The sequence below is a fragment of the Rhodococcus sp. IEGM 1351 genome (genome assembly GCF_030056875.1).
GTDB classification, from domain to species: domain Bacteria; phylum Actinomycetota; class Actinomycetes; order Mycobacteriales; family Mycobacteriaceae; genus Rhodococcus_F; species Rhodococcus_F opacus.
The window spans coordinates 55343-79330 of the sequence record NZ_JASHKU010000030.1 but is presented as its reverse complement, the minus strand read 5'-3'; the positions used below and the strand labels follow the sequence as shown (position 1 = coordinate 79330).

At 67.5% G+C, this 23988-nt stretch carries 26 protein-coding genes; 11 read left to right on the top strand and 15 right to left on the bottom strand.

Annotated features, from left to right (window positions below):
- Positions 1-14: 14 nt before the first annotated feature.
- Positions 15-1391, bottom strand: a complete 1377-nt coding sequence (locus QM806_RS35140) for an MFS transporter (protein WP_005252920.1) — start codon at positions 1389-1391, stop codon at positions 15-17.
- Positions 1392-1583: 192 nt separating this feature from the next.
- Here QM806_RS35140 and QM806_RS35135 point away from each other — a divergent pair, with 192 nt between their 5' ends.
- On the top strand, positions 1584-2210 hold the full coding sequence (locus QM806_RS35135) for a TetR/AcrR family transcriptional regulator (protein WP_005568268.1): 627 nt from the start codon (positions 1584-1586) through the stop codon (positions 2208-2210).
- Between the two features lie 6 nt (positions 2211-2216).
- Here the strand turns inward: QM806_RS35135 and QM806_RS35130 are convergent, their stop codons facing one another.
- The 8 genes from QM806_RS35130 to QM806_RS35095 form a co-directional block, all read right to left on the bottom strand.
- Positions 2217-2855, bottom strand: coding sequence for a TetR/AcrR family transcriptional regulator (locus QM806_RS35130; RefSeq protein ID WP_283294404.1), 639 nt, complete (start codon positions 2853-2855; stop codon positions 2217-2219).
- Between the two features lies 1 nt (position 2856).
- A complete protein-coding gene (locus tag QM806_RS35125; protein ID WP_005264574.1) occupies positions 2857-3849 on the bottom strand; it encodes a phosphotriesterase family protein in 993 nt (330 codons plus the stop codon).
- A gap of 80 nt (positions 3850-3929) precedes the next feature.
- Positions 3930-4580 (bottom strand): formylglycine-generating enzyme family protein, encoded by a 651-nt coding sequence (locus QM806_RS35120; protein ID WP_120660603.1) that lies wholly within the window; start codon positions 4578-4580, stop codon positions 3930-3932.
- A gap of 7 nt (positions 4581-4587) precedes the next feature.
- On the bottom strand, positions 4588-4989 hold the full coding sequence (locus tag QM806_RS35115; protein ID WP_005568270.1) for a nuclear transport factor 2 family protein: 402 nt from the start codon (positions 4987-4989) through the stop codon (positions 4588-4590).
- Positions 4986-6116 (bottom strand): 3'(2'),5'-bisphosphate nucleotidase CysQ, encoded by a 1131-nt coding sequence (locus QM806_RS35110; RefSeq protein ID WP_005264576.1) that lies wholly within the window; start codon positions 6114-6116, stop codon positions 4986-4988. The genes QM806_RS35115 and QM806_RS35110 overlap by 4 nt, the downstream gene beginning before the upstream one ends.
- Positions 6106-7956 carry an adenylyl-sulfate kinase gene (gene cysC / locus QM806_RS35105; protein ID WP_283294401.1) on the bottom strand — a complete coding sequence of 617 codons (1851 nt, stop codon included), beginning with the start codon at positions 7954-7956 and terminating at the stop codon, positions 6106-6108. The genes QM806_RS35110 and cysC overlap by 11 nt, the downstream gene beginning before the upstream one ends.
- Positions 7956-8873, bottom strand: a complete 918-nt coding sequence (cysD, locus tag QM806_RS35100) for a sulfate adenylyltransferase subunit CysD (RefSeq protein ID WP_005264578.1) — start codon at positions 8871-8873, stop codon at positions 7956-7958. Before cysD ends, cysC begins: the two co-directional genes overlap by 1 nt.
- Positions 8874-8993: 120 nt before the next feature.
- Positions 8994-9917: a helix-turn-helix domain-containing protein gene (locus tag QM806_RS35095; protein WP_005568272.1), complete on the bottom strand. Its 924-nt coding sequence runs from the start codon at positions 9915-9917 to the stop codon at positions 8994-8996.
- A gap of 92 nt (positions 9918-10009) precedes the next feature.
- Between QM806_RS35095 and QM806_RS35090 the strand changes: the two genes are divergently transcribed.
- From QM806_RS35090 to QM806_RS35080, 3 genes are read left to right on the top strand one after another with little or no spacing between them, the layout of a single operon-like run.
- Complete coding sequence (locus QM806_RS35090; RefSeq protein ID WP_283294400.1) at positions 10010-11176, top strand: hypothetical protein; 1167 nt, start codon at positions 10010-10012, stop codon at positions 11174-11176.
- A 5-nt stretch (positions 11177-11181) separates the two neighbouring features.
- Positions 11182-11970, top strand: a complete 789-nt coding sequence (locus QM806_RS35085) for an SDR family oxidoreductase (RefSeq protein WP_005568274.1) — start codon at positions 11182-11184, stop codon at positions 11968-11970.
- A gap of 19 nt (positions 11971-11989) precedes the next feature.
- A complete protein-coding gene (locus QM806_RS35080; protein WP_005252898.1) occupies positions 11990-13147 on the top strand; it encodes a sulfotransferase family protein in 1158 nt (385 codons plus the stop codon).
- Here QM806_RS35080 and QM806_RS35075 read toward each other — a convergent pair.
- Complete coding sequence (locus tag QM806_RS35075; protein ID WP_005568277.1) at positions 13131-13799, bottom strand: arsenate reductase/protein-tyrosine-phosphatase family protein; 669 nt, start codon at positions 13797-13799, stop codon at positions 13131-13133. The genes QM806_RS35080 and QM806_RS35075 overlap by 17 nt on opposite strands.
- Before the next feature lie 304 nt (positions 13800-14103).
- On the opposite strand from QM806_RS35075, the gene QM806_RS35070 reads away from it, so the two are divergent.
- Both QM806_RS35070 and QM806_RS35065 read left to right on the top strand, forming a co-directional pair.
- Positions 14104-14712: a ClpP family protease gene (locus tag QM806_RS35070; protein ID WP_005568279.1), complete on the top strand. Its 609-nt coding sequence runs from the start codon at positions 14104-14106 to the stop codon at positions 14710-14712.
- A 4-nt stretch (positions 14713-14716) separates the two neighbouring features.
- Complete coding sequence (locus QM806_RS35065) at positions 14717-15301, top strand: ATP-dependent Clp protease proteolytic subunit (protein WP_005264590.1); 585 nt, start codon at positions 14717-14719, stop codon at positions 15299-15301.
- Between the two features lie 9 nt (positions 15302-15310).
- Here QM806_RS35065 and QM806_RS35060 read toward each other — a convergent pair whose 3' ends face one another.
- Positions 15311-15658: a helix-turn-helix domain-containing protein gene (locus QM806_RS35060; RefSeq protein ID WP_005568281.1), complete on the bottom strand. Its 348-nt coding sequence runs from the start codon at positions 15656-15658 to the stop codon at positions 15311-15313.
- A gap of 120 nt (positions 15659-15778) precedes the next feature.
- Between QM806_RS35060 and QM806_RS35055 the strand changes: the two genes are divergently transcribed.
- Positions 15779-16048 carry a hypothetical protein gene (locus QM806_RS35055; protein ID WP_240482892.1) on the top strand — a complete coding sequence of 90 codons (270 nt, stop codon included), beginning with the start codon at positions 15779-15781 and terminating at the stop codon, positions 16046-16048.
- On the opposite strand, the gene QM806_RS35050 is transcribed toward QM806_RS35055, so the two are convergent.
- Positions 16016-16864: an alpha/beta fold hydrolase gene (locus QM806_RS35050; protein WP_039952831.1), complete on the bottom strand. Its 849-nt coding sequence runs from the start codon at positions 16862-16864 to the stop codon at positions 16016-16018. The genes QM806_RS35055 and QM806_RS35050 overlap by 33 nt on opposite strands.
- Positions 16861-18648, bottom strand: coding sequence for an N-acyl-D-amino-acid deacylase family protein (locus QM806_RS35045; protein WP_283294395.1), 1788 nt, complete (start codon positions 18646-18648; stop codon positions 16861-16863). The genes QM806_RS35050 and QM806_RS35045 overlap by 4 nt, the downstream gene beginning before the upstream one ends.
- A gap of 99 nt (positions 18649-18747) precedes the next feature.
- Between QM806_RS35045 and QM806_RS35040 the strand changes: the two genes are divergently transcribed.
- The gene (locus tag QM806_RS35040; RefSeq protein WP_005568289.1) at positions 18748-19356 is read left to right on the top strand and encodes a TetR/AcrR family transcriptional regulator; all 609 of its coding nucleotides are present in this window, start codon (positions 18748-18750) and stop codon (positions 19354-19356) included.
- Between the two features lie 30 nt (positions 19357-19386).
- A complete protein-coding gene (locus tag QM806_RS35035; RefSeq protein WP_283294393.1) occupies positions 19387-19947 on the top strand; it encodes a dihydrofolate reductase family protein in 561 nt (186 codons plus the stop codon).
- Between the two features lie 41 nt (positions 19948-19988).
- Here QM806_RS35035 and QM806_RS35030 read toward each other — a convergent pair whose 3' ends face one another.
- Positions 19989-20507: an SRPBCC domain-containing protein gene (locus QM806_RS35030; protein ID WP_133984682.1), complete on the bottom strand. Its 519-nt coding sequence runs from the start codon at positions 20505-20507 to the stop codon at positions 19989-19991.
- Positions 20504-20806 carry an ArsR/SmtB family transcription factor gene (locus QM806_RS35025; RefSeq protein WP_005264609.1) on the bottom strand — a complete coding sequence of 101 codons (303 nt, stop codon included), beginning with the start codon at positions 20804-20806 and terminating at the stop codon, positions 20504-20506. The genes QM806_RS35030 and QM806_RS35025 overlap by 4 nt, the downstream gene beginning before the upstream one ends.
- Before the next feature lie 196 nt (positions 20807-21002).
- Between QM806_RS35025 and QM806_RS35020 the strand changes: the two genes are divergently transcribed.
- Positions 21003-22616, top strand: coding sequence for a class I adenylate-forming enzyme family protein (locus tag QM806_RS35020; protein WP_007300594.1), 1614 nt, complete (start codon positions 21003-21005; stop codon positions 22614-22616).
- A 54-nt stretch (positions 22617-22670) separates the two neighbouring features.
- Positions 22671-23975 (top strand): MFS transporter, encoded by a 1305-nt coding sequence (locus tag QM806_RS35015; protein ID WP_005568028.1) that lies wholly within the window; start codon positions 22671-22673, stop codon positions 23973-23975.
- Positions 23976-23988: the final 13 nt, after the last annotated feature.

Below are 23988 nucleotides of genomic sequence, written 5' to 3'. Positions count from 1 at the left end.
CCTTGTAGTGCCGGTCAGTAGAACTGGGCGCCGGGTACGGCGGTGGGATCGTTCCGCACCTCGGCGGTGTTGGTCTCGCGGAGCTTCCACGCGCAGAGGAACGTGACCAGCCCCATCAGTGCGACGAAGACGGCGACGAACGTGGTGGTTCCGGTCTTGGCGATCAGCGCGGTCATGATGAACGGAGTGCCGCCGCTGACCGTGATCGCCGCCAGCTGGTACGCGAGGGAGGCCGCCGAGTACCGGACGTTGGGAGCGAACAGTTCACCCATGTACGCGGCGATCGGCCCGTATGTCATGGACTGGAAGACGCTGCCGACCGTGACGGCGATGAAGAACAGCAACAGGTTCCGGGTGTTGATCAGCCAGAAGTACGGGAACGCCCACACGATGATCATCGCCGCGCCGATCAGGATCATCGGCCTGCGCCCGATCTTGTCGGACATGTGCCCGGACCACAGCACGACACCGACCGTGAGTCCGGCGCTGAGCAGCGAGATCGCGAGCAGGTCGTTGCGCTCGAGTCCCAGTTCCGCGGTGCCGTAGCTGAGCACACCGGCGATGGAGATGTAGAACAGGGAGTTGGTGGCCGCGAGCAGACCGCAGCCGAGCAGGATCTTGCGCCAGTGTTCCTTGATCGCCTCCGTCAGCGGTGCGCGGACGACGGTCTTGTTCTTCTTCTGCGCCTCCTCCTGCAGGTCCCGGAATTCGGGGGTGTCCTCGACCTTGGTCTGGATGTAGAGCACGACCGGGAAAAGCAGTGCGCTCGCGAAGAACGGGATCCGCCAGCCCCAGCTGAGGAACGCCTCGTTCGAGATCGCCGCGGTGGCGCCGAGGAACACCAGGTTGCCGAGCAGGACGCCGAAGGAGACGCCCATCTGGCCGAAGGTCCCGGAGAATCCCCTGCGCTTGGGGCTCGCCGATTCGGTCAGCAGCAGGACGATCCCACCCCATTGACCACCGCACGCCAGGCCCTGGACGAACCGCAGGACCACCAGCAGGATCGGGGCCGCGACGCCGATGGTCGCGGCGCCCGGAAGGCAGCCGATGAGGAATGTCGCCAGTCCCATGAACAGCAGGCAGGTGACGACGGCCGGCTTGCGGCCGTACTTGTCGCCGAAGTGGCCGGCGACGAGGCCGCCGAGTGGGCGTGCGACGAAGCCCGCCCAGAACGTGCTGAACGAGAGCAGGGTGCCCATCAACGCCGACGAGTCGGGGAAGAAGACGTGGGGAAAGACCAGTGCCGCAGCGGTTCCGTACAGGAAGAAGTCGTACCACTCGATCGAGCTGCCGACGAGTCCCGCCGCAAGCAGTTTCCGATGCGCACGCTTGCGCGAGACGGCTGTGTCGCCGGCTGCGTCCTTACTCGGCTGCACCGCGGATGTAGTCATCCGATCACTCCTCGGGATAGGTCTTCGTATGGATGTGGGAGACAGATTTTTCAGAACATGACGCCAACTTCAAGTCAGTGAGCGCTTGCTTAGTGTGTTTGAATAGCTGTGTGATGTCAATCACTCGAGGGGATTGATCTTGCCCGATCCCGCCGATGCGGACGAAGCTCGATGCGGCGGAGAGGACCACCGATGACCGAACTGCGAGACGACGTATCCGCGACCGAGGAGCCGAGCCCTGGTCCGCCGACATCCGAGGAACGCCTGCTCCGGGCGGCGACGACACTGTTCTCCGACAAGGGTTTCGAAGCCACCCGCACGAGGGACATCTCCACCATGGCCGGGATGAGCCCCTCCGCGATGTACGTGCACTTCCCGTCCAAGGAAGATCTGCTGTTCCAGCTCGTCCGCCGGTCGAACGAGCGCGCGCTCGCGCTGGTGCTGAAGGCCGTGGCGCCGTTCACCGACCCCATCGACCGCGTCCGGGCACTGGTCCGCGAATTCAGCATCATGCACGCCCGGAACTTCCGCCGCGCGCGCATCGCCCAGTACGAGAGCAGGCATCTCGACCCCGAACACCGCGAGGTGGTCGCCGAGACTCGGCTCCAGATCCGGCTCGCGGCAATTCGAGAGGTGCAGAACGGGATCGATCAGGGGGTGTTCCTGATCCCCGACCCCCGCGTCGCGGTTCTGGCGATCATGTCGCTCGCGGTGGACATCTGCCGGTGGTACAGCCCCGACGGCGAATTCACGCCGGAGGAACTGGGCGACATCAACGCCGACCTCGTTCTGCGCATCCTCCACGCACCCGGCTACTGACGGTCCTCACACGCGGTCGGGGACGCGCAGCGCGTTCGTCCACATCCGCGCGAGTCCGGCGGTCAACTGCTCGAACGTGAGCGATCGCCGCTCGCTCGGCGGTCCGACGAAATAGCTGTAGGCCATCCTTCCGACCATGGCGGACAACGCCTTCGACGTCAGCATCGGGTCGAGCGAGGCGTCGGCGAGACCGCGGTCCTGCAGGTCGGCGATCGCACGCGCGTTGCGCCGGTAGAACGTTTCGTCCCGCGAGCGTTCCAGTTCACGGAATGTGGGGTCGACGTGCGCGACCTGCTCGAGCAGGGCCAGCAGTCGCGCGTTCCGGCGGCACGCGTGCAGGTAGGCGCGGATGCTCGCCTCCACGACCGCGTGCACGTCGCCTTCGTCCGCGACCCGTCCCATGCCCGGATGCAGCAGGTCGTTCTGCGTCACCTCGACGACCGCCGCGAACGCCTCCTCCTTGTTGGTGAAGTAGGTGTAGAACGATCCGGTCGAGAGTCCGGCCTCCTTGCTGATGTCGACGAGACGGGCGTCGAGGTACCCCTCGCGCTCGAACACCACCCGGGCCGCGGCGACGAGACGATCGCGGGTGCGGACGCCCCGGGCCGTGACCGGTGGTGTGGGTGCAATTCGCGGGCGCGACATGTCAGTAGGGGTCGACGTTCTCGAAGTATCGCCGAGGCACCTCGACCAACATCTCGGTGATCATCTTCTCGGTCACACCCCGCTCGCGGACGTAGGGCAGCACGTCGTTCTCGATGTGCAGGTAGTGCCACTGCGGGAGTGCGGCCATCAGGTTGGGGTCGATCCAGTCGATGTAGCAGGAGGCGTCCTGCGACAGCACCATCTGCCCCGCGAATCCCCGGCGGCACATCTCGACGAGCGTGTCGGCGCGGGCTTCGAACGTCGTCTCGAGGTTGATCCCGAACCGGTCCATCCCGAGGACGAAGCCGGCCTCGGCGAGGCTGGTCAGATGCTCGATGTCGGTGCTGTCTCCGCTGTGGCCGAGGACGATCCGGTCCGGCCGCACCCCCTCCTCATCGCACATCACGCGTGTGACGTGCAATCCGGCCTCGCTGCCGGGGTGGGTGTGCACGGTGATGGGCACGCCGGTGCGCCGATGCGCCTTCGCGACGGCCCGCATCACCCGCTCGACACCGGGCGTGGGCCCCTGGTGGTCGATCGCGCACTTGAGCAGTCCCGCGCGGACCCCGGTGTCGGCGATTCCCTCTTCGATGTCCTTCACGAACATGTCCACCATCGGGTCGGGAACCTCGGCCCCCACGATCGCGTCCAGCGCCGGACCGCGGTAGTGGAAGAAGAACGGCACGTCGTCGTAGGTGTACAGCCCTGTTGCGGCAACGATGTTCAGCTCGGGAAGCTGTTCCGCGACCCGCTGGATGCGCGGGATGTACCGGCCGAGCCCGACGACGGTGGGGTCGACGATGGTCCGGACACCCTGCTCCGCCAGCGCGCGCAGCTTGGTGACCGCGTCGGCGACCCGCTCGTCTTCGCTCCCCCACTCGTCCGGGTAGTTCTGTTGCACGTCGGGCGTCAGCACGAACACGTGCTCGTGCATGTAGGTGCGTCCGAGTTCGGCGCTGTCGATCGGCCCGCGGACCGTGTTGACCTGGCTCATGCAGACTCGCCCTCTCCGGGTGTGACCGTCGTCATACTCCCGAGCTCAGCGTAGAACTAACTTGAACCTGACGTCAACATTTAGTCAGAGGTTAATGCACCCCGAGCGAGACGGAATCCGACGTCGTCGATGCGGTAGGTCGGGTGACTGCGCCTCCGCACGGAGGCTCGGCAACTCCAGTGCTCGTCGAACCACCCACCGCCGCGCAGGACCCGGTACGGGCCGTACACCTCGGGGTCGTACAGATCCCAGCACCACTCCCACACATTGCCCAGGGTGTCGTGCAGGCCCCATGCGTTCGGCTGCTTGCCGCCCACCTCCCGCGACCGGCCGTCGGAGTTGCCGCGGTACCACGCGATCGCGTCGAGCGGGCCGTACCGCGGACCCGTGGTGCCCGCCCGGCAGGCGCGTTCCCATTCGGCCTCGGCCGGAAGCCGGTACCCGTCGGCCACGGTGTCCCACACGACGTCGTCACCGGTCACGCGATAGGCAGCGGCGAGCCCGGCACGCTCCGACAGGGCGTTGCAGAACAGGATCGCGTCCCGCCACGACACTCCGTCGACCGGCAGCCGCGTTCCCCGCGTCGTGCCCGGCCACTCGCCGGTGATCGCGGCGTACTCCCCCTGCGTCACAGGATGGACGGCGATCTCGAAGGCACCCAGCTCCACGCTCCAGCTGCGGGTGGTTCGGCGATCCGACAGCGTGACCTGCCCGGCCGGGACGGCGATCATCGGGCCGCTATCCACCGCCGGCAGCAGCCTGGATCGGTGCCATGTCGAAGTAGTCGCGCCAGGTGGTGATCTTGCCGTCGGTGATCTCGAAGACGCCGACGACGGGCAGTTCGACGACGTTGCCGTTCAGCGTGAACACGTCGATCCGCTCGTTCATCACCACGCCGCTCGATTCCTCGGCGTTGGGGCTCTGCCCGCCGTCGGTGACCTGCCGGTGCACCCGGAAGTCGATGCCGCCGAAGGCCGCGATGAAGCCGGCGACGAACTCGCGGATCGCGTCACGCCCGATGACGGGTTCCATCGGAATGTTGTGGTAGACCGCGTCTTCCGCGAAATAGTCCGCGATCTTCGCCGGATCGGGCTCGATCCACTCGGCACAGAATTGGGTGACCAGTTGATCCGGGGTCATCGGTTCTCCCTTTCGATCGCGGACGGTTCGATGATGGCCATGACGGACTGGATCGCCCCAGCCGGGATGTCGAAATGTTCCGTGATCCGGACGGACGTCACCTCGGTGGGCGTGGCCCCGAGGTCGAGCACGAACCGGGCCACCACGTTGTCGCCCCACTCGTGGAAGGAGAGTTCGCGCACGGCCTGGATGGCCTGATACTGCAGGCCGTTTTCGAGTTCGTCCCGGATGAACGCCCCCGATTCGCCCGTGTGCTGCCCGTTCTCCACCCGCCAGGCGTTGTCCGCGAGACGCACCTTGGTGGCGTCGTGGCTGACCAGTGCATCGATGTAGGCCCTGGCCATCGCGACCCGGCCGCTGTCGGCCGTGTCGGTGGCGTGTGTCGCGATCGCGGCGAGCAGCGGCCGAGCCAGCTCCGGCCGGCAGATCAGGAGGTCCGGCAGGTACGGGTGGGATTCGTTGTAGTCCAACGGGGTTCCGTCGATCCGCGAGCAGTGCAGGCCCGCAGCCTCGGCGACGCCGACGGGTGCGGCCGAGTCCCATTCCCACTGACCGCCCGAGTGGATGTAGGCGTCCACGTCTCCGCGGAGCACCGCCATCGCCTTCGCTCCGGCCGAACCCATGGTGGTGACCTCGGCGCCGATCTCCGTCGCGACGGCGTCGACGAAGGCCGGCGGCCTGCTGGCGGATACGACGATCCGTGGTCGTGCCGGGAGTTGTTCGGTATGCACCGCATGGCTGTCGTCGTCACTGGCATACACGGCGCCCAGCGCCGGTTGCGCGACCGCTGCCGCCGTGATGCCCCGACCGCGTTCCCACAGCGCGACGTGCACGGCCCAGTCCGAGTGCCCGGGCAGTCCGTACTCCTTGGAACCGTCGAGCGGGTCGATGATCCACACCCGCGAACTCTCCAGCCGCGACCGGTCGTCGGCCGACTCCTCGGACAGGATCGCGTCGCCGGGTCGCTCCGCGGAGAGCTTGCCGAGAATGAACGCGTCGGCGGCGACGTCGCCCCGCCTGCCCAGTTCCCGTCCGTCCGCCGATCCGAGTCCCGCGGTGCGGATGTCCAGCAGCAGGGCACCGGCACCGGAGGCGATGTCGGCCGCGAGTCGTGCGTCAGTGATCACGTCTCAACAATTCCATAATTCTCTCGGCTTGTTCGGTCGGCGTGCCGTCTCCGGGCCGGAGGACGAGTTCGGCGTTCTCCGGGGCCTCGTACGGGTCGTCGACCCCGGTGAATCCGGTGATCTCCCCCGCGCGGGCTTTCGCGTACATGCCCTTGGGGTCCCGCGCTTCGCACTGTTCCACCGGCGTGTCGACGAACACCTCGACGAAGTCGAGCCCGGCGGCCCGGTGCTGCTCCCGGACGCGGTCCCGGTCGGCGCGGTACGGGCTGATCAGCGACGCGATCGCGACCACCCCGGAGTCGGCGAGCAGTTGCGCCACGGCGCCGACGCGGCGCACGTTCTCGGCGCGGTCCTCCGCACTGAAACCGAGGTCGGCGTTGAGACCGTGACGCAGGTTGTCGCCGTCCAGCCGGTAGGCGGGCACCCCGGCCGCGACCAGGCGCCGCTCGAGTTCCACCGCGACCGTCGACTTTCCCGACGCCGACAGTCCGGTCAGCCACACCGTGCGACCCCCTGTCGCCCGCTCGTCCCGCGAGACGGCCGCGGCGTGCCACACCACCTTGGATCGCGACAGTGTCGGCCCGGTGATCATGCCGGCGGCGACGGTGTTGTGGGTGGACTCGTCGACGAGGATGAAACTGCCCGTCACGTGGTTGCGGCGGTACGGGTCGAACATCAGCGGCTGCGACGTCCTCAACTGGATACGGCCGATCTCGTTGAGCGAGAGCGACTGTGCGGACTCGTCGCGGTGCAGGGTGTTCACGTCGAGGCGGTAGTCGAGCCGCGCGACGGACGCCCTGGTGGCGCGGGTGGTGTGCAGCAGCGTGTACCGCGCATCCGGTGTCAGCGAGGACTGTTCGCTGAACCAGCAGACCATCGCGTCGAGTTCCTGCCCGACGAGCGGACGGTTGTTGGGGCGGCACAGCACATCTCCGCGGCTCACGTCCAGTTGGTCGGCGAGCTGCACGCACACCGCCGACGGTGCGAACGCCTCGTCGAGACGGGTTCCGCCGGGACCCCAGATGGCGCTGACGGTGGAGGTGAATCCGGACGGCAGTGCCACCACCTCGTCGCCCGGCTTGAACACGCCGCTGGCGACCGTGCCTGCGTACCCGCGGAAATCGTGCAGCGCGGAATCGGTCCGGCGCTGCGGCCGGACCACGTACTGCACCGGGAACCGCGCGTCGATGAGGTTGCGGTCGGAGGCCACGTGCACCTGCTCGAGGTAGTGCAGCAGCGACCCTCCCTCGTACCAGGGCATGTTGACGGTGCGTTGCGCGATGTTGTCGCCGCGCAGTGCCGACACCGGGATGAACGTGAGGTCGTGGACCTCGAGTTTGATCGCGAACTGCCGGAACTCCTCCTTGATCTCCTCGAACCGGTCCTCGGACCACCCGACGAGATCCATCTTGTTGACGCACAGAACCAGGTGCGGAATTCCGAGGAGGCTGGCGATGAACGCGTGGCGGCGCGTCTGCTCGAGGATCCCCTTGCGGGCGTCGACGAGAATCAGTGCCAGGTCGGCGGTCGACGCGCCGGTCACCATGTTCCGGGTGTACTGCTCGTGTCCCGGCGTGTCCGCGATGATGAACTTGCGGTGCGGTGTGGCGAAGTAGCGGTGCGCGACATCGATGGTGATGCCCTGCTCGCGTTCGGCGCGCAGACCGTCGGTGAGCAGCGCCAGGTCGGCGTGCTCGTCGCCCCGTTCGCGGCTGGTGCGTTCGACCGCCTCGAGCTGATCCTCGAAGATCGCCTTCGAGTCGTACAGCAGTCGGCCGATCAGGGTGGACTTGCCGTCGTCGACGCTGCCCGCGGTCGCGACCCGGAGTAGCTGCGGCATCAGAAGTACCCTTCCTTCTTGCGGTCTTCCATGCCGGCCTCGGAGATCCGGTCGTCGGCCCGGGTAGCGCCGCGCTCGGTCAGCCTGCTCGCGGCGACCTCGGTGACCACGGCCTCGGCGGTGGTTGCCGACGACTCGACGCAGCCCGTGCACGTGGCGTCGCCGACGGTCCGGAATCGGACGAGGGCCTCGTACGGCTCGTCTCCGGGGAGCAGGGTCAGGAACCGGGTGTGCGCCAACAGCATTCCGTCGCGGGGCACGACCTCCCTGCGGTGCGCGTAGTACAGGGGCGGCAGTTCGATCTTCTCCTCGCTGATGTACTGCCAGATGTCGAGTTCGGTCCAGTTGGACAGCGGGAACACCCGGATGTGCTCCCCCTTGCGGTGCCTGCCGTTGTAGAGGCTCCACAGCTCCGGGCGTTGCGCCCGCGGATCCCACTGCCCGAACTCGTCGCGGAAGCTGAACACCCGCTCCTTCGCGCGGGCCTTCTCCTCGTCGCGGCGGGCGCCGCCGAAGATGGCGTCGAAACCGTTGTCCCGGATCCCGCGCAGCAGCGCCGCGGTCTGGAGCCGGTTGCGGCTGGCCCGCGGACCCGTCTCCTCGCTGACGCGGCCTGCGTCGATGTCGTCCTGCACGCTGGACACCACCATCCGCAGGTCGAGGCGGTCGACGGTCCGGTCGCGGAACTCGATGACCTCGTCGAAGTTGTGGCCGGTGTCGACGTGCATGACGGCGAACGGGAGGGGTGCGGGCCAGAACGCCTTGGCGGCCACGTGGAGCATGACCACCGAGTCCTTGCCGCCGGAGAACAGCAGAACCGGACGCTCGAACGTGGCGGCCACTTCTCGGAAGATGTGCACGGCTTCGGCTTCGAGTGCGCCGAGGTGGGACAACTCGTACACGGGCGGTGCGGTCATGGGCGACTCCTCGTCGCGAGTGCCTTACCGGCAACTGGTCCATATTTGGACCAGCTCGGTCGAAAATGATTGCACCTCCGAGAATAGAACGTGTTTCAGATTGCGGTCAATGCCCGTTCGTCACCGTGGCCGGCGGCCGCCCACCTCCACCGTGATCGCGTCCGCGGCCGCGGCGAGAGCCTTGCCCCGCCGCGCGATGTCGGACGGCGCGAGTTCGGTGCCCACATAGAGCGTCAGGACCATGGCCTGATGCCCCTCGGCGTCGTACGTCGGCGCGGCGATGAGGCTGACGGGATGCGGCGCGGCGGGGTCCGCGTGTTCGGCGTCCAGGTACACCCGCTCCCCGAGGCTGGACACCATCTCACCGAGCACGTCGCGCAACTCCGGCGGCAGGTCGTGCGCGGCGACCCCGGCCATGAGCGTGTGCAGGCGCTGGCCGACCGGAGTGAGCGTCTCCACGAGATACCCGGTGCGGGAGCACTCGTCCACCACGGTGCGCAACCGGTCGCGGTCGAGGCGCACCGGCAGGGTCGGCTCCCGGCGCAACCACGACTGCAGCGCGTCGTCGCCGTCCCACAGCACGTACATCAGGCCGACGGGCGGCGCGAACGGGTACATCTCCCCCACCTTGGCGGCCGCCCGCACACCGGGCGGACTCGTCAGCTCCAGGACGGCGATGCGGTCGCCGACCACCGCCGACGCCGTGCACGTGGTCCGGAACTCCTCACTGAGCACGGCGAGATGCGTGCGCGCCACCGGCCCGGCCGCAAATCCTTGCTGCGCCGCGCGGCCGGCCGCGATGAGGGCGGGCCCGAGGCCGTACGTCTTCGTGGCGGGATCCCGGACGAGATAGCCGCCGCGGGCCAGTTCGGTGAGGATCCCCAGGCAGGTGGGCTTGCTGATGTCGAGTTGCCGGGCCAGCTCCGACAGACCGAAGCGGTGCTCCTTGCGCGCCACCAGGAAGTCGAGCACCTGCACCACACGCTCGGTGGGCGGCGACCGTCGGCCCTGCGCCCTGTCGGGCGTCTCGTCCTCGTGTCCCATTGACCACTCCTTAGAACACGTTCTATTGTCGGTTCATCAATGTTCTACCACGCAGGTACATATTTGTACCACCCCCTCGTGAGGAGCACGGTGTGCTGACCGACCCATTCGCCGACGCCATGGCCGAAGCCGAGAAACTGATCGAGAGCGCCCCCCACATCCGCACCGAACAGGATCTGCTGGAGGGCTACCAGTACCTCGCCGGCGGCATTCTCGCCACGACGCACGCCGCCTGGGCCACCGAACGGTCGCACCCGACGTTCATCTCGGGCACCGGCCCGTACATGAAGATGGGCCTCGACAACCCCGACACCCTGTACTTCGGCGCGCGGATCAACGACGACGTCGAATACGTGGTGACCGGGCGGCGGGGCACCACGGCGGACCTGAGCTTCCAGGTGCTGAGCGGAAACTACACGGCCGCACACGTTCCCGGCAGCGTCACCGCGTTCGACGACCGGGAGATCGACATCGCCCCCGACGGCTCGTTCGAGGTGCGGTTCGGCCCGGACGAGAGCGCCGGCAGGCGCAACTACTTCACCCTCGCGCCGGGTTCGTCGCAGCTGGTGGTTCGGGAGGTGTACAGCGACTGGAGTCAGCAGCGCGGCACCATCCGCATCGCCAGGGCGGATACGACGGGTACGGCTCCGGGTCCGCTCACGCGGGAAGCCGTCGAGAAGCGGTACGCCCGCGCAGGCACAGCCCTGGTGTCCCGGGTGAAGACGTGGCTGCAGTTCCCGGAGTGGTTCTATCTGAACCTGCCGGTGAACACGATGACCGAACCGCGGTTGACGCCGGGCGGCCTCGCCACGCAGTACTCGTCCGTCGGGCATTACGAACTCGCCGAGGACGAGGCCATCGTCATCACCGTCCCGAAAGCCGACGTGCCCTACCAGGGTTTTCAGCTGGGCAGCATGTGGTACATCTCCCTCGACTACGTCAACCACCAGACCTCGCTGAACGTCGCCCAGTCGCAGGTGGATCCCGACGACCACATCCGGCTCGTCGTCAGCGAGCGCAATCCGGGCGTCGCCAACTGGATCGCCACCATCGGGCACCTCCGCGGCTACCTGCAGTTCCGCTGGCAGCGCGTCTCCCGCGAACTGACCCCGGACGACGGTCCCCGCATCGAGGTCGTGAAGTTCGACGAGATCCATCGGACGCTGCCGTTCCACGACTCCAACAAGATCTCGCCCGAGGACTTCGCCGAACGCATCGCCGCACGCCAGGCCGCGGTCGCCGACCGGATGCTGGGGTGAGCGCCATGACCACTCCGCAACTCCTGCAGGACAAGGTGGTCGTCATCTCCGGCGTCGGTCCGGCCCTGGGCCGAACCCTCGCCGTCCGCTGCGCCGACGCCGGCGCGGACGTGGTGCTGGCCGCCCGCACCGCGTCGCGTCTCGACGAGGTGGCCAAGGAGATCATCGCTGTCGGCCGACGCGCCGTGACCGTCCCGACCGACATCACGGACCAGGCATCGGCCGAGAATCTGGTGTCCGCGGCCGTCGACGCGTACGGCAAGGTCGACGTGCTGATCAACAACGCGTTCTCGGTTCCGTCGATGAAACCGCTGGCCCGCACGGAATTCGACCACATTCGCAGCAGTTTCGAGCTGACCGTGCTCGGGGCGCTGCGGCTGACCCAGCTGTTCACCCCCGCACTCGCCGAATCGAACGGAGCGGTGGTGAACATCAACTCGATGGTGCTCCGACACTCCCAGGAGCGGTACGGCAGCTACAAGATGGCCAAATCCGCCCTGCTCGCGACATCGCAGTCGCTCGCCACGGAATTGGGACCTCAGGGAATCCGTGTCAATTCCGTTGCTCCCGGCTATATCTGGGGAGACACGCTGAAGCAGTACTTCACGCACCAGGCCGAGAAGTACGGGACGACCGTCGAGCAGATCTACGAACACACCGCCGCGAACACCGACCTGAAGAGGCTCCCCACGACCGAGGAAGTGGCCGACACCGTGATCTTCCTGGCCTCACCGTTGGCGAGCGCCGTGACCGGCCAGTGCCTCGACGTCAACTGCGGCGAATTCCATCACTAGCGACGAGAACCGGAGCATCATGAGCGAGCGCACCACCGTCGGCACGGTCGAGGACCTTCACGCCTCGGCCACCCGCCTGACCGGCCTCACCGACTTCGGCGTGGACGACTACACCGAGGCCCTCGGCGTCCTGCTGGACTCGTACCACGTCGACGAGCAGCTGACCCCGCTCGGCAGCAAGGTGTCGCGGGTGTTCCTCCGCGGCGCCCTGGTGGCGCGGCTGCTGAGCGAGGCAGCGTGGAAGCAGAACCCCGAGCACGCGGACGTGCGGATCGAGCGGCCGATCTTCGTCACCGGGCTTCCCCGCACGGGGACGACGGCGCTGCACCGGCTACTCACCGCGGATCCGTCGCATCAGGGCCTGGAGATGTGGCTGACCGAGATGCCCCAACCCCGTCCGCCGCGCGAGACCTGGGAATCGAATCCCGTGTTCCAGAAGATCGAGGAGGGTTTCAGCCGCCACCACATCGAACGCCCCGAATTCATGGGCGTGCACTACATGTCGGCGAGCGAAGTCGAGGAGTGCTGGCAGCTGCTGCGGCAGACGTTCAAGTCGATCTCCTACGAGTGCCTGGCGTCTCTCCCGACATATTCCCGCTGGCTCGAGGGCCAGGACTGGACGAACGCCTATCAGCGGCACAAGAAGAACCTGCAGCTGATCGGGCTTCCCGATCGGGACCGCCGCTGGGTGCTGAAGAACCCCAGCCACCTGTTCGCGCTCGACGAGTTGCTCGCCGTCTATCCGGACGCCCTGATCATCCAGACCCACCGGCCGCCGCGCACGATCGTCCCGTCGGTGTGCAGTCTGGCGGAACAGGCGACGGAAGGGTGGTCGGAGAAGTTCCGGGGCAGCGTCATCGGTGAGAGCCAGCTCGAGCTGTGGGCCCGGGGGCTCGAGCAGTTCACCGCCGCCCGCACCCGGCACGATCCCGCTCAGTTCATCGACGTCGACTACCACGATTTCGTGGCCGACCCGCTCGGCACCGTCGAAGGGGTCTACACGCATTTCGGGCTCGAACTCAGCGCCTCGGCCCAGTCGGCGATGGAGGCGATGCACGCCGAAAGTCGCAGCGGCGACCGCCGCCCCTCCCACAAGTACACGCTCGAGGAATTCGGGCTCACGGCCGAGCAGGTGGACGAGAGATTCGCCAACTATCAGTTCAGCGCGACCAGCTGACGGGATAGTCGAGGATCGACGACGCCGCCCGCGCCGCGATCAGCGGCCTGGGCGACAGCGGCAGGTGGACGACCGGAGACGGCCGCGGTCCGGGCTCGGGTTCGGGCTCGGTCTCGGGTTCCCGTTTCGTGCCGCTGCCGAGATCGAGTGCGTCGAGCAGCGGCATCAGTTCGGCGGCGATCCGATCCCCCACCTGCGCGAACGCCGCCCCGCCGAGGCCGACGGGGTCGCTGATGTTCGCATCGTCGATCTCGCCGTACTCCCTTCGGGCGACGGCGAGTTCGGCGACGGTGCGGGCACCGGTGTCGGTGGCGATCCGGCGAGCCTCGCGAAGCGTGAACGTACAGTGGCTCGTCCCGAGGAGCAGTTCCATCGAACGGTCCCGGATCTGCTCGGTCATCGCGAGGACGAGGTCGGCGCGTTTGATCATCTCGGGCCGCAGGCGACGCGCTCGGAACCCGTCGGCGCTCGCGCCGAGCCCTTCGATGACGCGGGCGGCGACGGGTTCGATCGGAAAGCCCACGAGGGCTCGGACACCGGCGCTCTCCGCGGTGAGGTGCGGCAGACCGTGGGCAAGCGCGTACGCGTGCGTCAGCCGCTCTGCGATCGGTGAGCGGCAGACGTTCCCGCTACAGACGAACAGAACGTGCATGAGGGCACCCTAACCAGCGAGTTCGCCTTCGCGCGCGGGCAATTCCACTGGCCGAGCGGTCTGTTTCCGACGTTCACCTGCCCGTGGCGAGTCGTTCACCCACTGGATTCCTCGTGGCCACCTCGAATCACGAACGCCCAGTTCACGGCGCTCGACGCCGGAGTGTCGCCACGTACGCGATCTGCGTCACATTCCCGGGTGGGTGCGGTACCGTCGCCGGGGTTTCCGAACCTCCCGGCGCAGGTCGTCTGCCCACAGCAGACAATCGCCGGTCCGGCACCGGCGCGGCGGTAGTAATGGAGGCATGACCACAGCCGCACTACCCGACCTGAATTACCGCGACCTGTTGGCGGACAGACTGTTTCGCCAGCGCACGATCCTCCTCACCGGCGAGGTGGACGACGCCATGGCCGAGCGGGCCTGCTCCGAACTGGTGCTGCTCGCGGCCGCCGACCCCAAACGCGACATCGTCCTGTACATCAATTCCCCGGGCGGCTCCGTCTTCGCCGGCCTGGCCATCTACGACACGATGAAGCTCGTTCCCAACGACGTGGTGACCGTCGCCATGGGTTTCGCCGCGAGCATGGGCCAGGTACTGCTGTGCTCGGGCACCCACGGCAAACGGATCAGTCTGGCGCACAGCCGCATCATGATGCATCAGCCCTCGGCCGGCATCGGCGGCACCGCCGTCGACATCGCCATCCAGGCCGAGAGCCTCGAACGGATGAAACGACAGTCGCAGGAGATCCTCGCCGCCGAGACGGGGCATCCGGTCGAGCAGATCGCCGAGGACAGCGACCGGGACCGGTGGTTCACCGCCGACGAGGCCCGCGACTACGGGATCGTCGACCGCGTCGTGTCCTCGTTCGCCGAGATCGCCCCGCACACCACCGCCCCGAGAATTGGATTGTGAAGCCATGTCCCAATACACCATTCCCCACGTCATCGAGCGCACCCCGGCAGGCGAGCGGTCGTTCGACATCTTCAGCCGACTGCTGAACGAGCGGATCGTCTTCCTGGGCACCGAGATCGACGACGGAGTCGCCAATGTCGTGATGGCACAGCTGCTCCACCTCCAGGCGGACAGTTCCGATCAGGAGATCGGGTTGTACATCAATTCGCCCGGCGGCTCCACGACGGCGATGCTCGCGATCTACGACACGATGCAGTTCCTCCGTCCGACCATCGCCACGTACTGCATGGGCCAGGCCGCGTCCGCCGCCGCCGTGCTGCTGGCGGCGGGAACCAAGGGACACCGCCACGTCCTGGCCCATTCCCGGACGCTGCTGCACCAACCGTCGACACAGGGCAACGGCACGATCTCCGACCTGGCGCTTCAGGCCGCGGAGATCATGCGGGTCCGTTCGCAGACCGAAGCGATTCTGAGCAAACACACCGGTCAGACCGTCGAGCGGCTGCGGCGGGACACCGACCGGGACCGCATCTTCACAGCCGAGGAGGCCATCGAGTACGGCCTGGCCGACACGCTCGTCGCGGCCTGACGGACGGCGCTAGGCGGCGAGCAGCGTGGGCACCTGCCGGTTCAGGCTCCTGGTCGCCGGGTTCCGGTTCGCCGCGCCGAGCCGGCGCCCGGACCGGAACAGCAGGTGTTCCACCGGCAGACCGAGCGCGCCACACACCGCGCGCAGCATTTCCGACGACGGCTCCTTCTTGCCCCGTTCGATCTCGGAGAGGTACTGCTTCGACATGCCGACGGCGGCGGCGACGTCCTCGAGGCTCCGATCCTGGTCCCGGCGGGCCTCGCGGAGCACTCGCCCGTACAGCTCACGCACCAGCGGCTCCTCCCGCGATTGCTCGGGAGCGGCCGTCACCAGCGTCAGTCTGCGCTGAGCTTCCATACCTTCGGAGTCTTCCAGACGACGCACCCGGACGCGGCGGCGTTCACCGACAGCGGACAGCCGATCAGTACCGTCCGACGGTGAGGATCGCCTCGAGGGCTCCGACCGCGCCGATGGAGTGTGGGCGTTGACGTGATCGACGTCCGCGCCGCTCAGTGCCTCACCGAACGCCCGTTCGCCGACTTCGCCACCTCGGCCATCCACACGCTGATCGACGCCGTCGCCGACGCGATGATCCGATGTGGGTTCTCCACTCAGGACGCCCGCGAGAATGCGACGGTCGCGGTGTCCGGGCTGCGGGCCATCCTCCTCGACCGCTTGGTCACCGGCGACGTGGCGCGGACGGACCGATCGGCGTCACGACTGATCGAGCAGGTGGCTGCCGAGTAGTTCGTCGACGCGCTCGGCCGCCTCGTCCGGAATCCAGTGGCTCACACCGCGGAACACCTCGTAGGTGTACGGGCCGTCGACGAAGCGTGAGGTCAGCGCGGGACCGACCGGCCCGATCGCCGAGTCGCCGTCGCTCCACACGAAGAGCGTGGGCACCCGGACCTTCCGGGAGGCCGAACGGGGTGCGGTGAACGGCATGGCCCGATACCAGTTCAGAGCGCCCCGGGCCCGCGTCCGATCGCGCATGGGTTCGAGGTCGCGCTTCGCCCGGTCCGCAGACTGGCCGCTGGCGAGCAGTGCCCGGTAGCCGTAACCGTCCGGGGTGATCAGCCGCTCCGGAATCCACGGCAGCTGGAACGCGAACATGTACCAGGACTTCAGGATCTGGCGACTGGTGAGCATCGCCCGCACGAACGCCGCCGGATGCGGCACCGAGAGCGCAGTGAGCGTGCGAACCCGGTCGGGCCGTTCCGCCGCGATTCCCCAGGCCACCACAGCGCCCCAGTCGTGCCCGACGACATGCGCCGGCCCGAGGCCCGCCTGGTCGATGAGCGCGACGACGTCCGCGACCAGTTCCGAGCCGCGGTACGCCCAGCGGGCGCGGGGCCGGGCCCCGGCCGAATAGCCGCGCTGGTCCGGCGCGAGAGTGCGAAATCCCCGCCGGTGCAGCAACGGTGCCAGTTCGTCCCACGACCGCGAGTCCTGCGGAAATCCGTGCAACAGCACCACCGGCGTGCCGTCGATCGGACCCTCGTCGCGAACGTCGAACACGAGCCCGTCCCGGGTGAACGTGCGGATCCGCTCCATGCCGCTCATCGGACGGCCGTCTCACGCTCGCTGTGGTCTGCGGCCGACGCACCGGCGCGGAGGAACCGTCCCGTCTTGGTGACGCCGAACCCGCCGGTGAACTCCCCGTCGCGATAGACGAGCCTGCCGTTGATCACCGTCGCGACCGCCGCGGCGTCGCTTCGGTTCACCATCCGGCGCAGACCGCCGTACTCGGGGACCTCGGCCTCGAACAATCCGTCCACAGTCGCGTCGAGACCCGCCGGATCGATGACGACGAGGTCTGCGCGGTCCCCTTCGCGCAGGTGGCCGGCATCGATGCCGTACCAGTCGGCCAGCTCGCCCGTCAGCCGGTGGACGGCACGCTCGACGGACAGGAACGGTGTGCGGTCGGATTGCGCGTCCTTGACCTTCTTCAGCAACCGGATCGGATAGTTGTAGAACGCCATGTTGCGCAGGTGCGCACCCGCGTCGCCGAATCCCATCTGCACGCCGGAACTGGCCGCGAGCTTCTTCGCGAACTTGGGACGATGGTTGGCGATGGTGGTCCGCCACCGCAGGTCGGTGCCGTACTTCACGACGAGATCGAGATACGCGTCCACCGGGTGCACGCCACGCAGGTCGCCCACCGCGCCGAACGTCTTGCCGATCAGCGCCTCGTCGGGGCACCCGACGATCACCGCGTCGTAGAAATTGCGGTGCCAGATGCGGGGGCTGAACTTGTTGTCGTAATCCTTGCGGAACCGGCGTCGGTAGGACTCGTCCTGCAGCAGGGCGTTTCGTTCCACCTGGTCCTTGAGATGCAGTGCCGCCGCGCCGGCACCGAACTCCTCGAACACCACGAGGTCGATGCCGTCCGCGTAGACGGTGAACGGCACCGGGAGGTGCTGCCACTTGAAGTCGGTCTTGGCGAAGCGGTTGAGCAGCGGCGCCGCGGCGAGCATGAAGTACACGATCGGCGGGTAGGCCTTCGAGTCCGCGGCGGACAGCAGCGACGTCTTGAGGGGCTTGCGTCGCCCCAGACCCGAACTCTCCGCGAAGAATCCCGCGATGTTGGGGTGCAGGTTGATCGTCGGCGCGCTCTGCAGGATCTTGCCGCGGTCGCGCAGGATGCGGTTGAGGAAGCGGAACTCCTTCCACCGCGCATACGTGGACGGCAATGAGCGCGAACGGTATTCGTCGCCGTCGATCTTGTCGAGCGCATTGGTCATCGAGGACAGGCCGAGGAAGCCCGCGTCCACGGCCTCGGTGAGCATCGCGCCCATCCGCTCGAGTTCGCGGGTGCTCGGCTTGGCCCGCTTGTCGGTGCCCCGGCTGAGGCCGAGCACGTGGGTGCGGATGTCGGAGTGCCCGATGAAACCGGCGATATTGGGGCCGAGCGGCAGCGATTCGAGTGCCTCGACGTACTCCGCCGGGCTCTGCCAGATCTTGTTCTCGTCCAGGATCCTGAGCACGGAGTCGTGTGGTACGGCCTCGACCCGGCTGAACAGGTCGGCGCATTCACGCGGCGTCGAGTACACGGTGGACAGGGAGCAGTTTCCGAGGACGACGGTGGTCACGCCGTGTCGCACCGACTCCGGCAGGCCGGGGCTGACGAGCACCTCGGCGTCGTAGTGGGTGTGCACGTCGACGAATCCGGGGACCACCCATTTGCCTGCCGCATCGATGATCTCGGTGTCGGGCCCGACGGGCAGCGGACGGATCGATGCGCGGACGACGACGCCGTCGCGGATGCCGAGATTGCGGCGCCGGGGCGCGGATCCGGTTCCGTCGAACCACAGCCCACCATTGACGACGACATCGAAATCCGACATAGTTGCGCTCCTCACACTCGGTATGTGTTACCCGAGGTTACGTATGCCATTGAGTAAAAGTCAATGGACGCCTCGAGGGTTCGTCAATAGAGTGCAGGGGTGGCCGCCGCACCCCGCTCTCCCGAAGATCGGCGCGCGCAGATCCTCGACGTGGCCGTCCGGCTTCTCGAGACGGTGCCGTTCGACGATCTGTCGATGGACCAGGTGGCGGCCGAGGCGGGCGTCTCCCCGCCCCTGCTGTTCCACTACTTCAAGAACAAGCAGGGTTTTCGCAACGCCGTCCTCGAGGCCTCGGCCTCCGAACTGCAACGGCGGATGACACCCGACGCGACGCTCCCCGTGTCCGGGCAGCTCCGAGCCGGCGTCGAAACGTTCGCGGACGCGGTGATCGAGCACCCCACCATCTACCTGGCGGTCATGCGGATGGCGGGTAGCGGTGACGAGCGGATGCGGCAGATCTACCGCGGCATGCGGCACACCTTCACCCGCTGGATAGGTGCGTCGCTGGCGGAGTTCGGGGTGCCGACGACACCCGCTCTCGAGGCTGCGATCTCGGGCTGGCAGGCGTTCATGGAAGAGGTCGTGCTGTCGTGGCTCGACGAGCCGACCATGGACCGCACGGACATGATCGATCTCTGCGAACGCGCTTTCTATCACCTGCTTCCGGCGGCAGGCGTCGATGTCGATGCACTCGACGTGACACGCTGATCCGGACCAGCAGACACGAGGGGGTTCGCGGTGGGCGAGCTGATCTACTCGACGATCATGTCGCTCGACTGCTACATCGCCGACGAGGACGGCAATGTCGACTGGGCCGCACCCGACGAGGAGGTCCACAGCTTCGTCAACGACCTCGAACGTCCGATCGGCACCTACCTCTACGGGCGCCGGATGTACGAGACGATGACGTATTGGGAATCCGTACCCGACCTCGCGAGAGAGCCTGACTGTGTGCAGGACTTCGCGGAAATCTGGCGAGCAGCCACCAAGGTCGTCTACTCCACGACACTGGAGGCGGCGTCCAGCGCCAGGACCCGCATCGAGCGGGAATTCGACCCCGACGCCGTCCGGCAACTGAAGGCGAGCGCGGCACGGAACATCAGCATCGGGGGCCCGGGACTCGCCTCCCACGCCTTCGCGGCCGGGTTGGTCGACGCATGCCAGGTGTTCGTCGCACCCGTCGTCGTGGGAGGCGGCACCCGGTCTCTCCCGGAGCGCGTCCGGTGCAGGCTGGAACTGCTGGACGAGCGCCGTTTCGGCAGCGGCTTCGCCTTCCTCCACTACCGCGTCGCGAGCTAGGAATTCGGAATGTTTCGGGTGACCCTAGGGTCTACCGGATGTCATTGACCGGCCCGCTGAGCCGCCAGGAATTGCCGTCCCAGCGTCGGGTCGACGCCGAAGCGCTCGGCGTAGCGCTCGTGAACTTCCTCCCACTGATCCCACGAGCCGTGCGCCTCCGCCTCGGAGAGGTACCCGCCTGCGAGATGCGGCTCGAGCCGCGACAGGTAGGTCTCCCAGCCGGCCGCAGTCTGCGCTGCGATCGCTCGGTCACCGAAGACATGGATGAAGATCAACCGGCAGCCGTCTCCCTCAGCGGTCAGATCGAAGCTGTACTTCTCGCCGCCGAAGGTCCACGCCAGCCGATGGGGTGCATCGACCTCGGTCACCTCGCCGGTCGCGCCGTAGGCCTCGAAGGTCTCCCCCGTCGCCGGTGTCCACTCGGCGGCTGCGGGAAACCAGCGCTCGAGTTCTGCCGGCACGCTGACCGCCCGCCACACGCGCTCGATCGAGTGGGCGAGCGTGCGCTCGAAGCGCAGTGCCGGGCGACCATCGATCGTCTCCAGGGTTCCGTCGGTCATGGGTTCTCCTCCAGGTGTAGTTCGAGGGCGTCGAGGCGCCTCGACCAGAACGCGCGGTACGGCTCCAGCCACTGGTCGACCTCGGCGAGGGGTTCTGGCCGCAGCGCGTACAGACGCTGCTTGCCGTCCACGCGCACCACGACGAGCCCGGCCTCGCGCAGCACCTTGAGGTGCTTGGACACGCCGGGCTGACTGAGCGCGATGTGCTCCACCAGCTCTCCGGCAGGCCGCTCACCATCACGCAGCAAGTCGAGAATCTGTCTGCGGTGCGGCTCGGCCAGGGCGGCGTAGGCGCTCATGCCCTCATATTGCCAGACGGAAATATGAGCCGCAACCGTCGCCGCGGCCGTGACGGAATCAGCAGTCCCGCGGGCACCGACTTGACACACCCGGGTGTGACACACAACACTTGCCCACACCGACCGAGCGAGTGATCGGTCGGCCGCTCGAATTCGGACATCCCGTTCGGACCGGAGCCGGAGAAAGGGGACAGCGGTGTCGTCGACGTTCACCAACGACGGAATCCAGGAGCCACCCGTGGCGACCACTCTCGACGCGTGGCGGTCGCGCGTGAAGGCCCATCCCGATCACCCCGCCGTGGCCTATTTCGATGGCACCCTCACCGCGCGCGAGGTCGACGACCTGTCGGATGCCCTCGCCGTCGCGCTGGACGAGTGGGGTGTGGGGCGCGGCGACCGGGTGGGCATCTACCTGCAGAATGTGCCGCAGTACGCCCTCGCCCTGCTGGCACTGTGGAAGGTCGGCGCAGCGGCGCTGGTGCTCAATCCGATGTACCGCGGAAACGAACTCCGCCGCCTCGTCGACGATGCCGAACCGATCGGCATCATCTGCGAAGACGTGAGCGCCGCGGCCACGGCCGAGACCCTGCGCGGCAGCAGCGTGCGATTCTCGATCAGCACCAGTGCCCTCGATTTCCAGACCCGCAACGATCCGCGGGTGTTCGAGTCCACCACGCGCGCCACGCCGGCAGCCGACGGCGACCTCGTCGCACTCCTCGCACGCTTTCGCGGCAGGCGGCCTCCCCTGATCGAACTCGACGGCGACGATCTTGCGCTGCTCACCTACACCTCCGGGACCACCGGCCCGCCGAAGGGCGCGCTCAACTCCCACGCGAACGTGCTGGCCACCGCACTCGACTTCGGTGACTGCGCCGGCGTCGTCGACGGGGACGTCGTGTTCGCTGTCGCGCCCCTGTTCCACATCACCGGTGCCGTGCTCAATGCCGGCGTGGCCCTCGTCCGGGACTGTGTGCTCGTCTTCGCGAACAGGTTCAACGCGGCCGTCGCACTGGAGACGTTCGTGGAACACCGGGTGACCTACACGATCGGCTCGATCACCGTGTTCAACGCACTCTCCGAGGTGCCGGGTGTGAGCGCGGACCACTTCGCCTCGGTCAAGACCCTCTACTCGGGCGGCGCGCCCATCCCGCCAGCGACAGTGGAGAAGTTCGAAGCCGGATTCGGCAAGTACATCCACAACGCGTACGGGATGACCGAGACCACGGCCGGAGTGATCGCGGTGCCGCCCGGCCTGCGGGCGCCGGTCGACCCGTCGAGTGGCTCACTGTCCATCGGTCTCCCGCTGCCCCGGGTGGACATCCGGGCCGTCGACCCGAATGGCGACCCCGTTCCGCCCCACACCGCGGGCGAGCTGGAAATCGCGGGACCGCAGGTTGTTTCGGGCTACTGGCGCAACCCGGACGCCTCCCGCGACACACTGCCCGGCGGACGGCTGCGCACCGGGGACGTCGCGATCATCGACGACGCGGGGTGGGTGTACCTCGTCGACCGGCTCAAAGATCAGATCAACGTCTCCGGCTACAAGGTGTGGCCCCGTGAGGTCGAGGACACCCTCTACGAACACCCGGCCGTGCACGAGGCCGCCGTCGTCGGTCAGCCCGACGACTACCAGGGCGAATCGGTGGTGGCCTACGTCTCGCTCCGCACGGGCGCGACCGCCACCGAGGACGAACTCGTCGCGTTCGCCCGCGACCGTCTCGCCGCGTACAAGCGGCCCCGGCTGGTGCACATCATCACCGACCTCCCGAAGACCCAGACGGGCAAGATCCGTCGCAGCGACCTGCGCTGACGACCCGACCTCTCCGACCTTTCGACTCCGCGACCCCGACGAAAGTGACTGCACGTGAACGTCGACCTCACTCGCCAGGCGCAGCCTGACACCCATTCCGGCCCCACCCTCGCCTCCCGCAAGAAATCGCTCCTCGCCAGCTCCGTCGGCAACGTCCTCGAGTGGTACGAGTGGAGCGCCTACGCGGTGTTCGCCCCGTTCATCGCGGCGGCGATGTTCAGCAACTCGGACCCGGTCTCCGCCCTGCTGTCCACGCTCGCCGTCTTCGCGGTCGGCTTCCTGATGCGCCCGCTCGGCGGGATCATCTTCGGCCGGATCGCCGACAAACGCGGACGCAAATTCGTCCTCGTCACGACCATGCTGATGATGGCCACGGGCAGCCTGATCATCGGAGTGATGCCCACCTACTCGACCATCGGCGCGTGGGCCTCCCTGATCCTGCTCGCGGCGCGCGTCATGCAGGGCTTCGCGCACGGCGGCGAGTCCGCGACCGCGTACTCCTACGTCGGCGAGATCGCGCCTCCGCACCGGCGCGGCATGTGGGGCAGCGTCGCGTTCATCGCGATCTTCGGCGGTTCGGTGCTGGCCTACACGGTCGGCGGCGTCGTCACCTCCTCCCTGTCCGACACCGCGGTCGGTCAATGGGGTTGGCGTATCCCGTTCCTCATCGGCGCGCTTCTGGCACTGTTCGCCCTGTATCTGCGCCGCAGCATGGAAGAGAGCGACGTCTTCGACGCAGCGCAGAACAACGACGATCTGCCGAGCATCCCCCGCCGCGCCGTCGTCCGGGCGATCCTCCTGATGATCGGGATGACCTCGGGCATCACGGCCGCGCACTACACCTGGACGTCGTACATCTCCACGTACGCGATCACGCAGCAGGGCATGAATCCCGACACCGCGTACTGGATGCTGGTGATCGCTCAGCTGATCGCACTGGTCTCGCTGCCGTTCCTCGGGTTGCTCTCCGACAAGATCGGCCGGCGGCCCATGCTGGGCGCCTTCGCGGTTCTGATGTTCGCCCTGCAGTTACCGCTGACGATGATGATCACGTCCGACGGGTGGACCCTGCTCGTCGCCACCACCGCCGCCCTGCTGATCGTCGCGGTCCCCGCGTCGATTCTGTCCTCCACGCTGTCGGAGAGCTTCCCGACGCGACTACGCACCCAGGCGATCGGATTCGCGTACTCGTTCTCCGTCGCGGTGTTCGGTGGCACCGCCCCGTACCTGAACCAGCTTCTCCTCGGACTCGACCTCGGCTGGGTGTTCGGCGTCTACATCATGGTGCTGGCTGTCCTCACCGGCGTCGCGTGCCTGTTCATGAAGGAGACCAAGGGCATTCGCCTCGAAGACGTGTGACCACGCGAAAGAG

Coding starts and splice junctions, on each gene's coding strand:
- QM806_RS35140 (WP_005252920.1), bottom strand. CDS start 1,391: ATGACTACATCCGCGGTGCAGCCGAGTAAGGACGCAGCCGGCGACACA.
- QM806_RS35135 (WP_005568268.1), top strand. CDS start 1,584: ATGACCGAACTGCGAGACGACGTATCCGCGACCGAGGAGCCGAGCCCT.
- QM806_RS35130 (WP_283294404.1), bottom strand. CDS start 2,855: ATGTCGCGCCCGCGAATTGCACCCACACCACCGGTCACGGCCCGGGGC.
- QM806_RS35125 (WP_005264574.1), bottom strand. CDS start 3,849: ATGAGCCAGGTCAACACGGTCCGCGGGCCGATCGACAGCGCCGAACTC.
- QM806_RS35120 (WP_120660603.1), bottom strand. CDS start 4,580: ATGATCGCCGTCCCGGCCGGGCAGGTCACGCTGTCGGATCGCCGAACC.
- QM806_RS35115 (WP_005568270.1), bottom strand. CDS start 4,989: ATGACCCCGGATCAACTGGTCACCCAATTCTGTGCCGAGTGGATCGAG.
- cysC (WP_283294401.1), bottom strand. CDS start 7,956: ATGCCGCAGCTACTCCGGGTCGCGACCGCGGGCAGCGTCGACGACGGC.
- cysD (WP_005264578.1), bottom strand. CDS start 8,873: ATGACCGCACCGCCCGTGTACGAGTTGTCCCACCTCGGCGCACTCGAA.
- QM806_RS35095 (WP_005568272.1), bottom strand. CDS start 9,917: ATGGGACACGAGGACGAGACGCCCGACAGGGCGCAGGGCCGACGGTCG.
- QM806_RS35085 (WP_005568274.1), top strand. CDS start 11,182: ATGACCACTCCGCAACTCCTGCAGGACAAGGTGGTCGTCATCTCCGGC.
- QM806_RS35080 (WP_005252898.1), top strand. CDS start 11,990: ATGAGCGAGCGCACCACCGTCGGCACGGTCGAGGACCTTCACGCCTCG.
- QM806_RS35075 (WP_005568277.1), bottom strand. CDS start 13,799: ATGCACGTTCTGTTCGTCTGTAGCGGGAACGTCTGCCGCTCACCGATC.
- QM806_RS35070 (WP_005568279.1), top strand. CDS start 14,104: ATGACCACAGCCGCACTACCCGACCTGAATTACCGCGACCTGTTGGCG.
- QM806_RS35065 (WP_005264590.1), top strand. CDS start 14,717: ATGTCCCAATACACCATTCCCCACGTCATCGAGCGCACCCCGGCAGGC.
- QM806_RS35060 (WP_005568281.1), bottom strand. CDS start 15,658: ATGGAAGCTCAGCGCAGACTGACGCTGGTGACGGCCGCTCCCGAGCAA.
- QM806_RS35050 (WP_039952831.1), bottom strand. CDS start 16,864: ATGAGCGGCATGGAGCGGATCCGCACGTTCACCCGGGACGGGCTCGTG.
- QM806_RS35045 (WP_283294395.1), bottom strand. CDS start 18,648: ATGTCGGATTTCGATGTCGTCGTCAATGGTGGGCTGTGGTTCGACGGA.
- QM806_RS35030 (WP_133984682.1), bottom strand. CDS start 20,507: ATGACCGACGGAACCCTGGAGACGATCGATGGTCGCCCGGCACTGCGC.
- QM806_RS35025 (WP_005264609.1), bottom strand. CDS start 20,806: ATGAGCGCCTACGCCGCCCTGGCCGAGCCGCACCGCAGACAGATTCTC.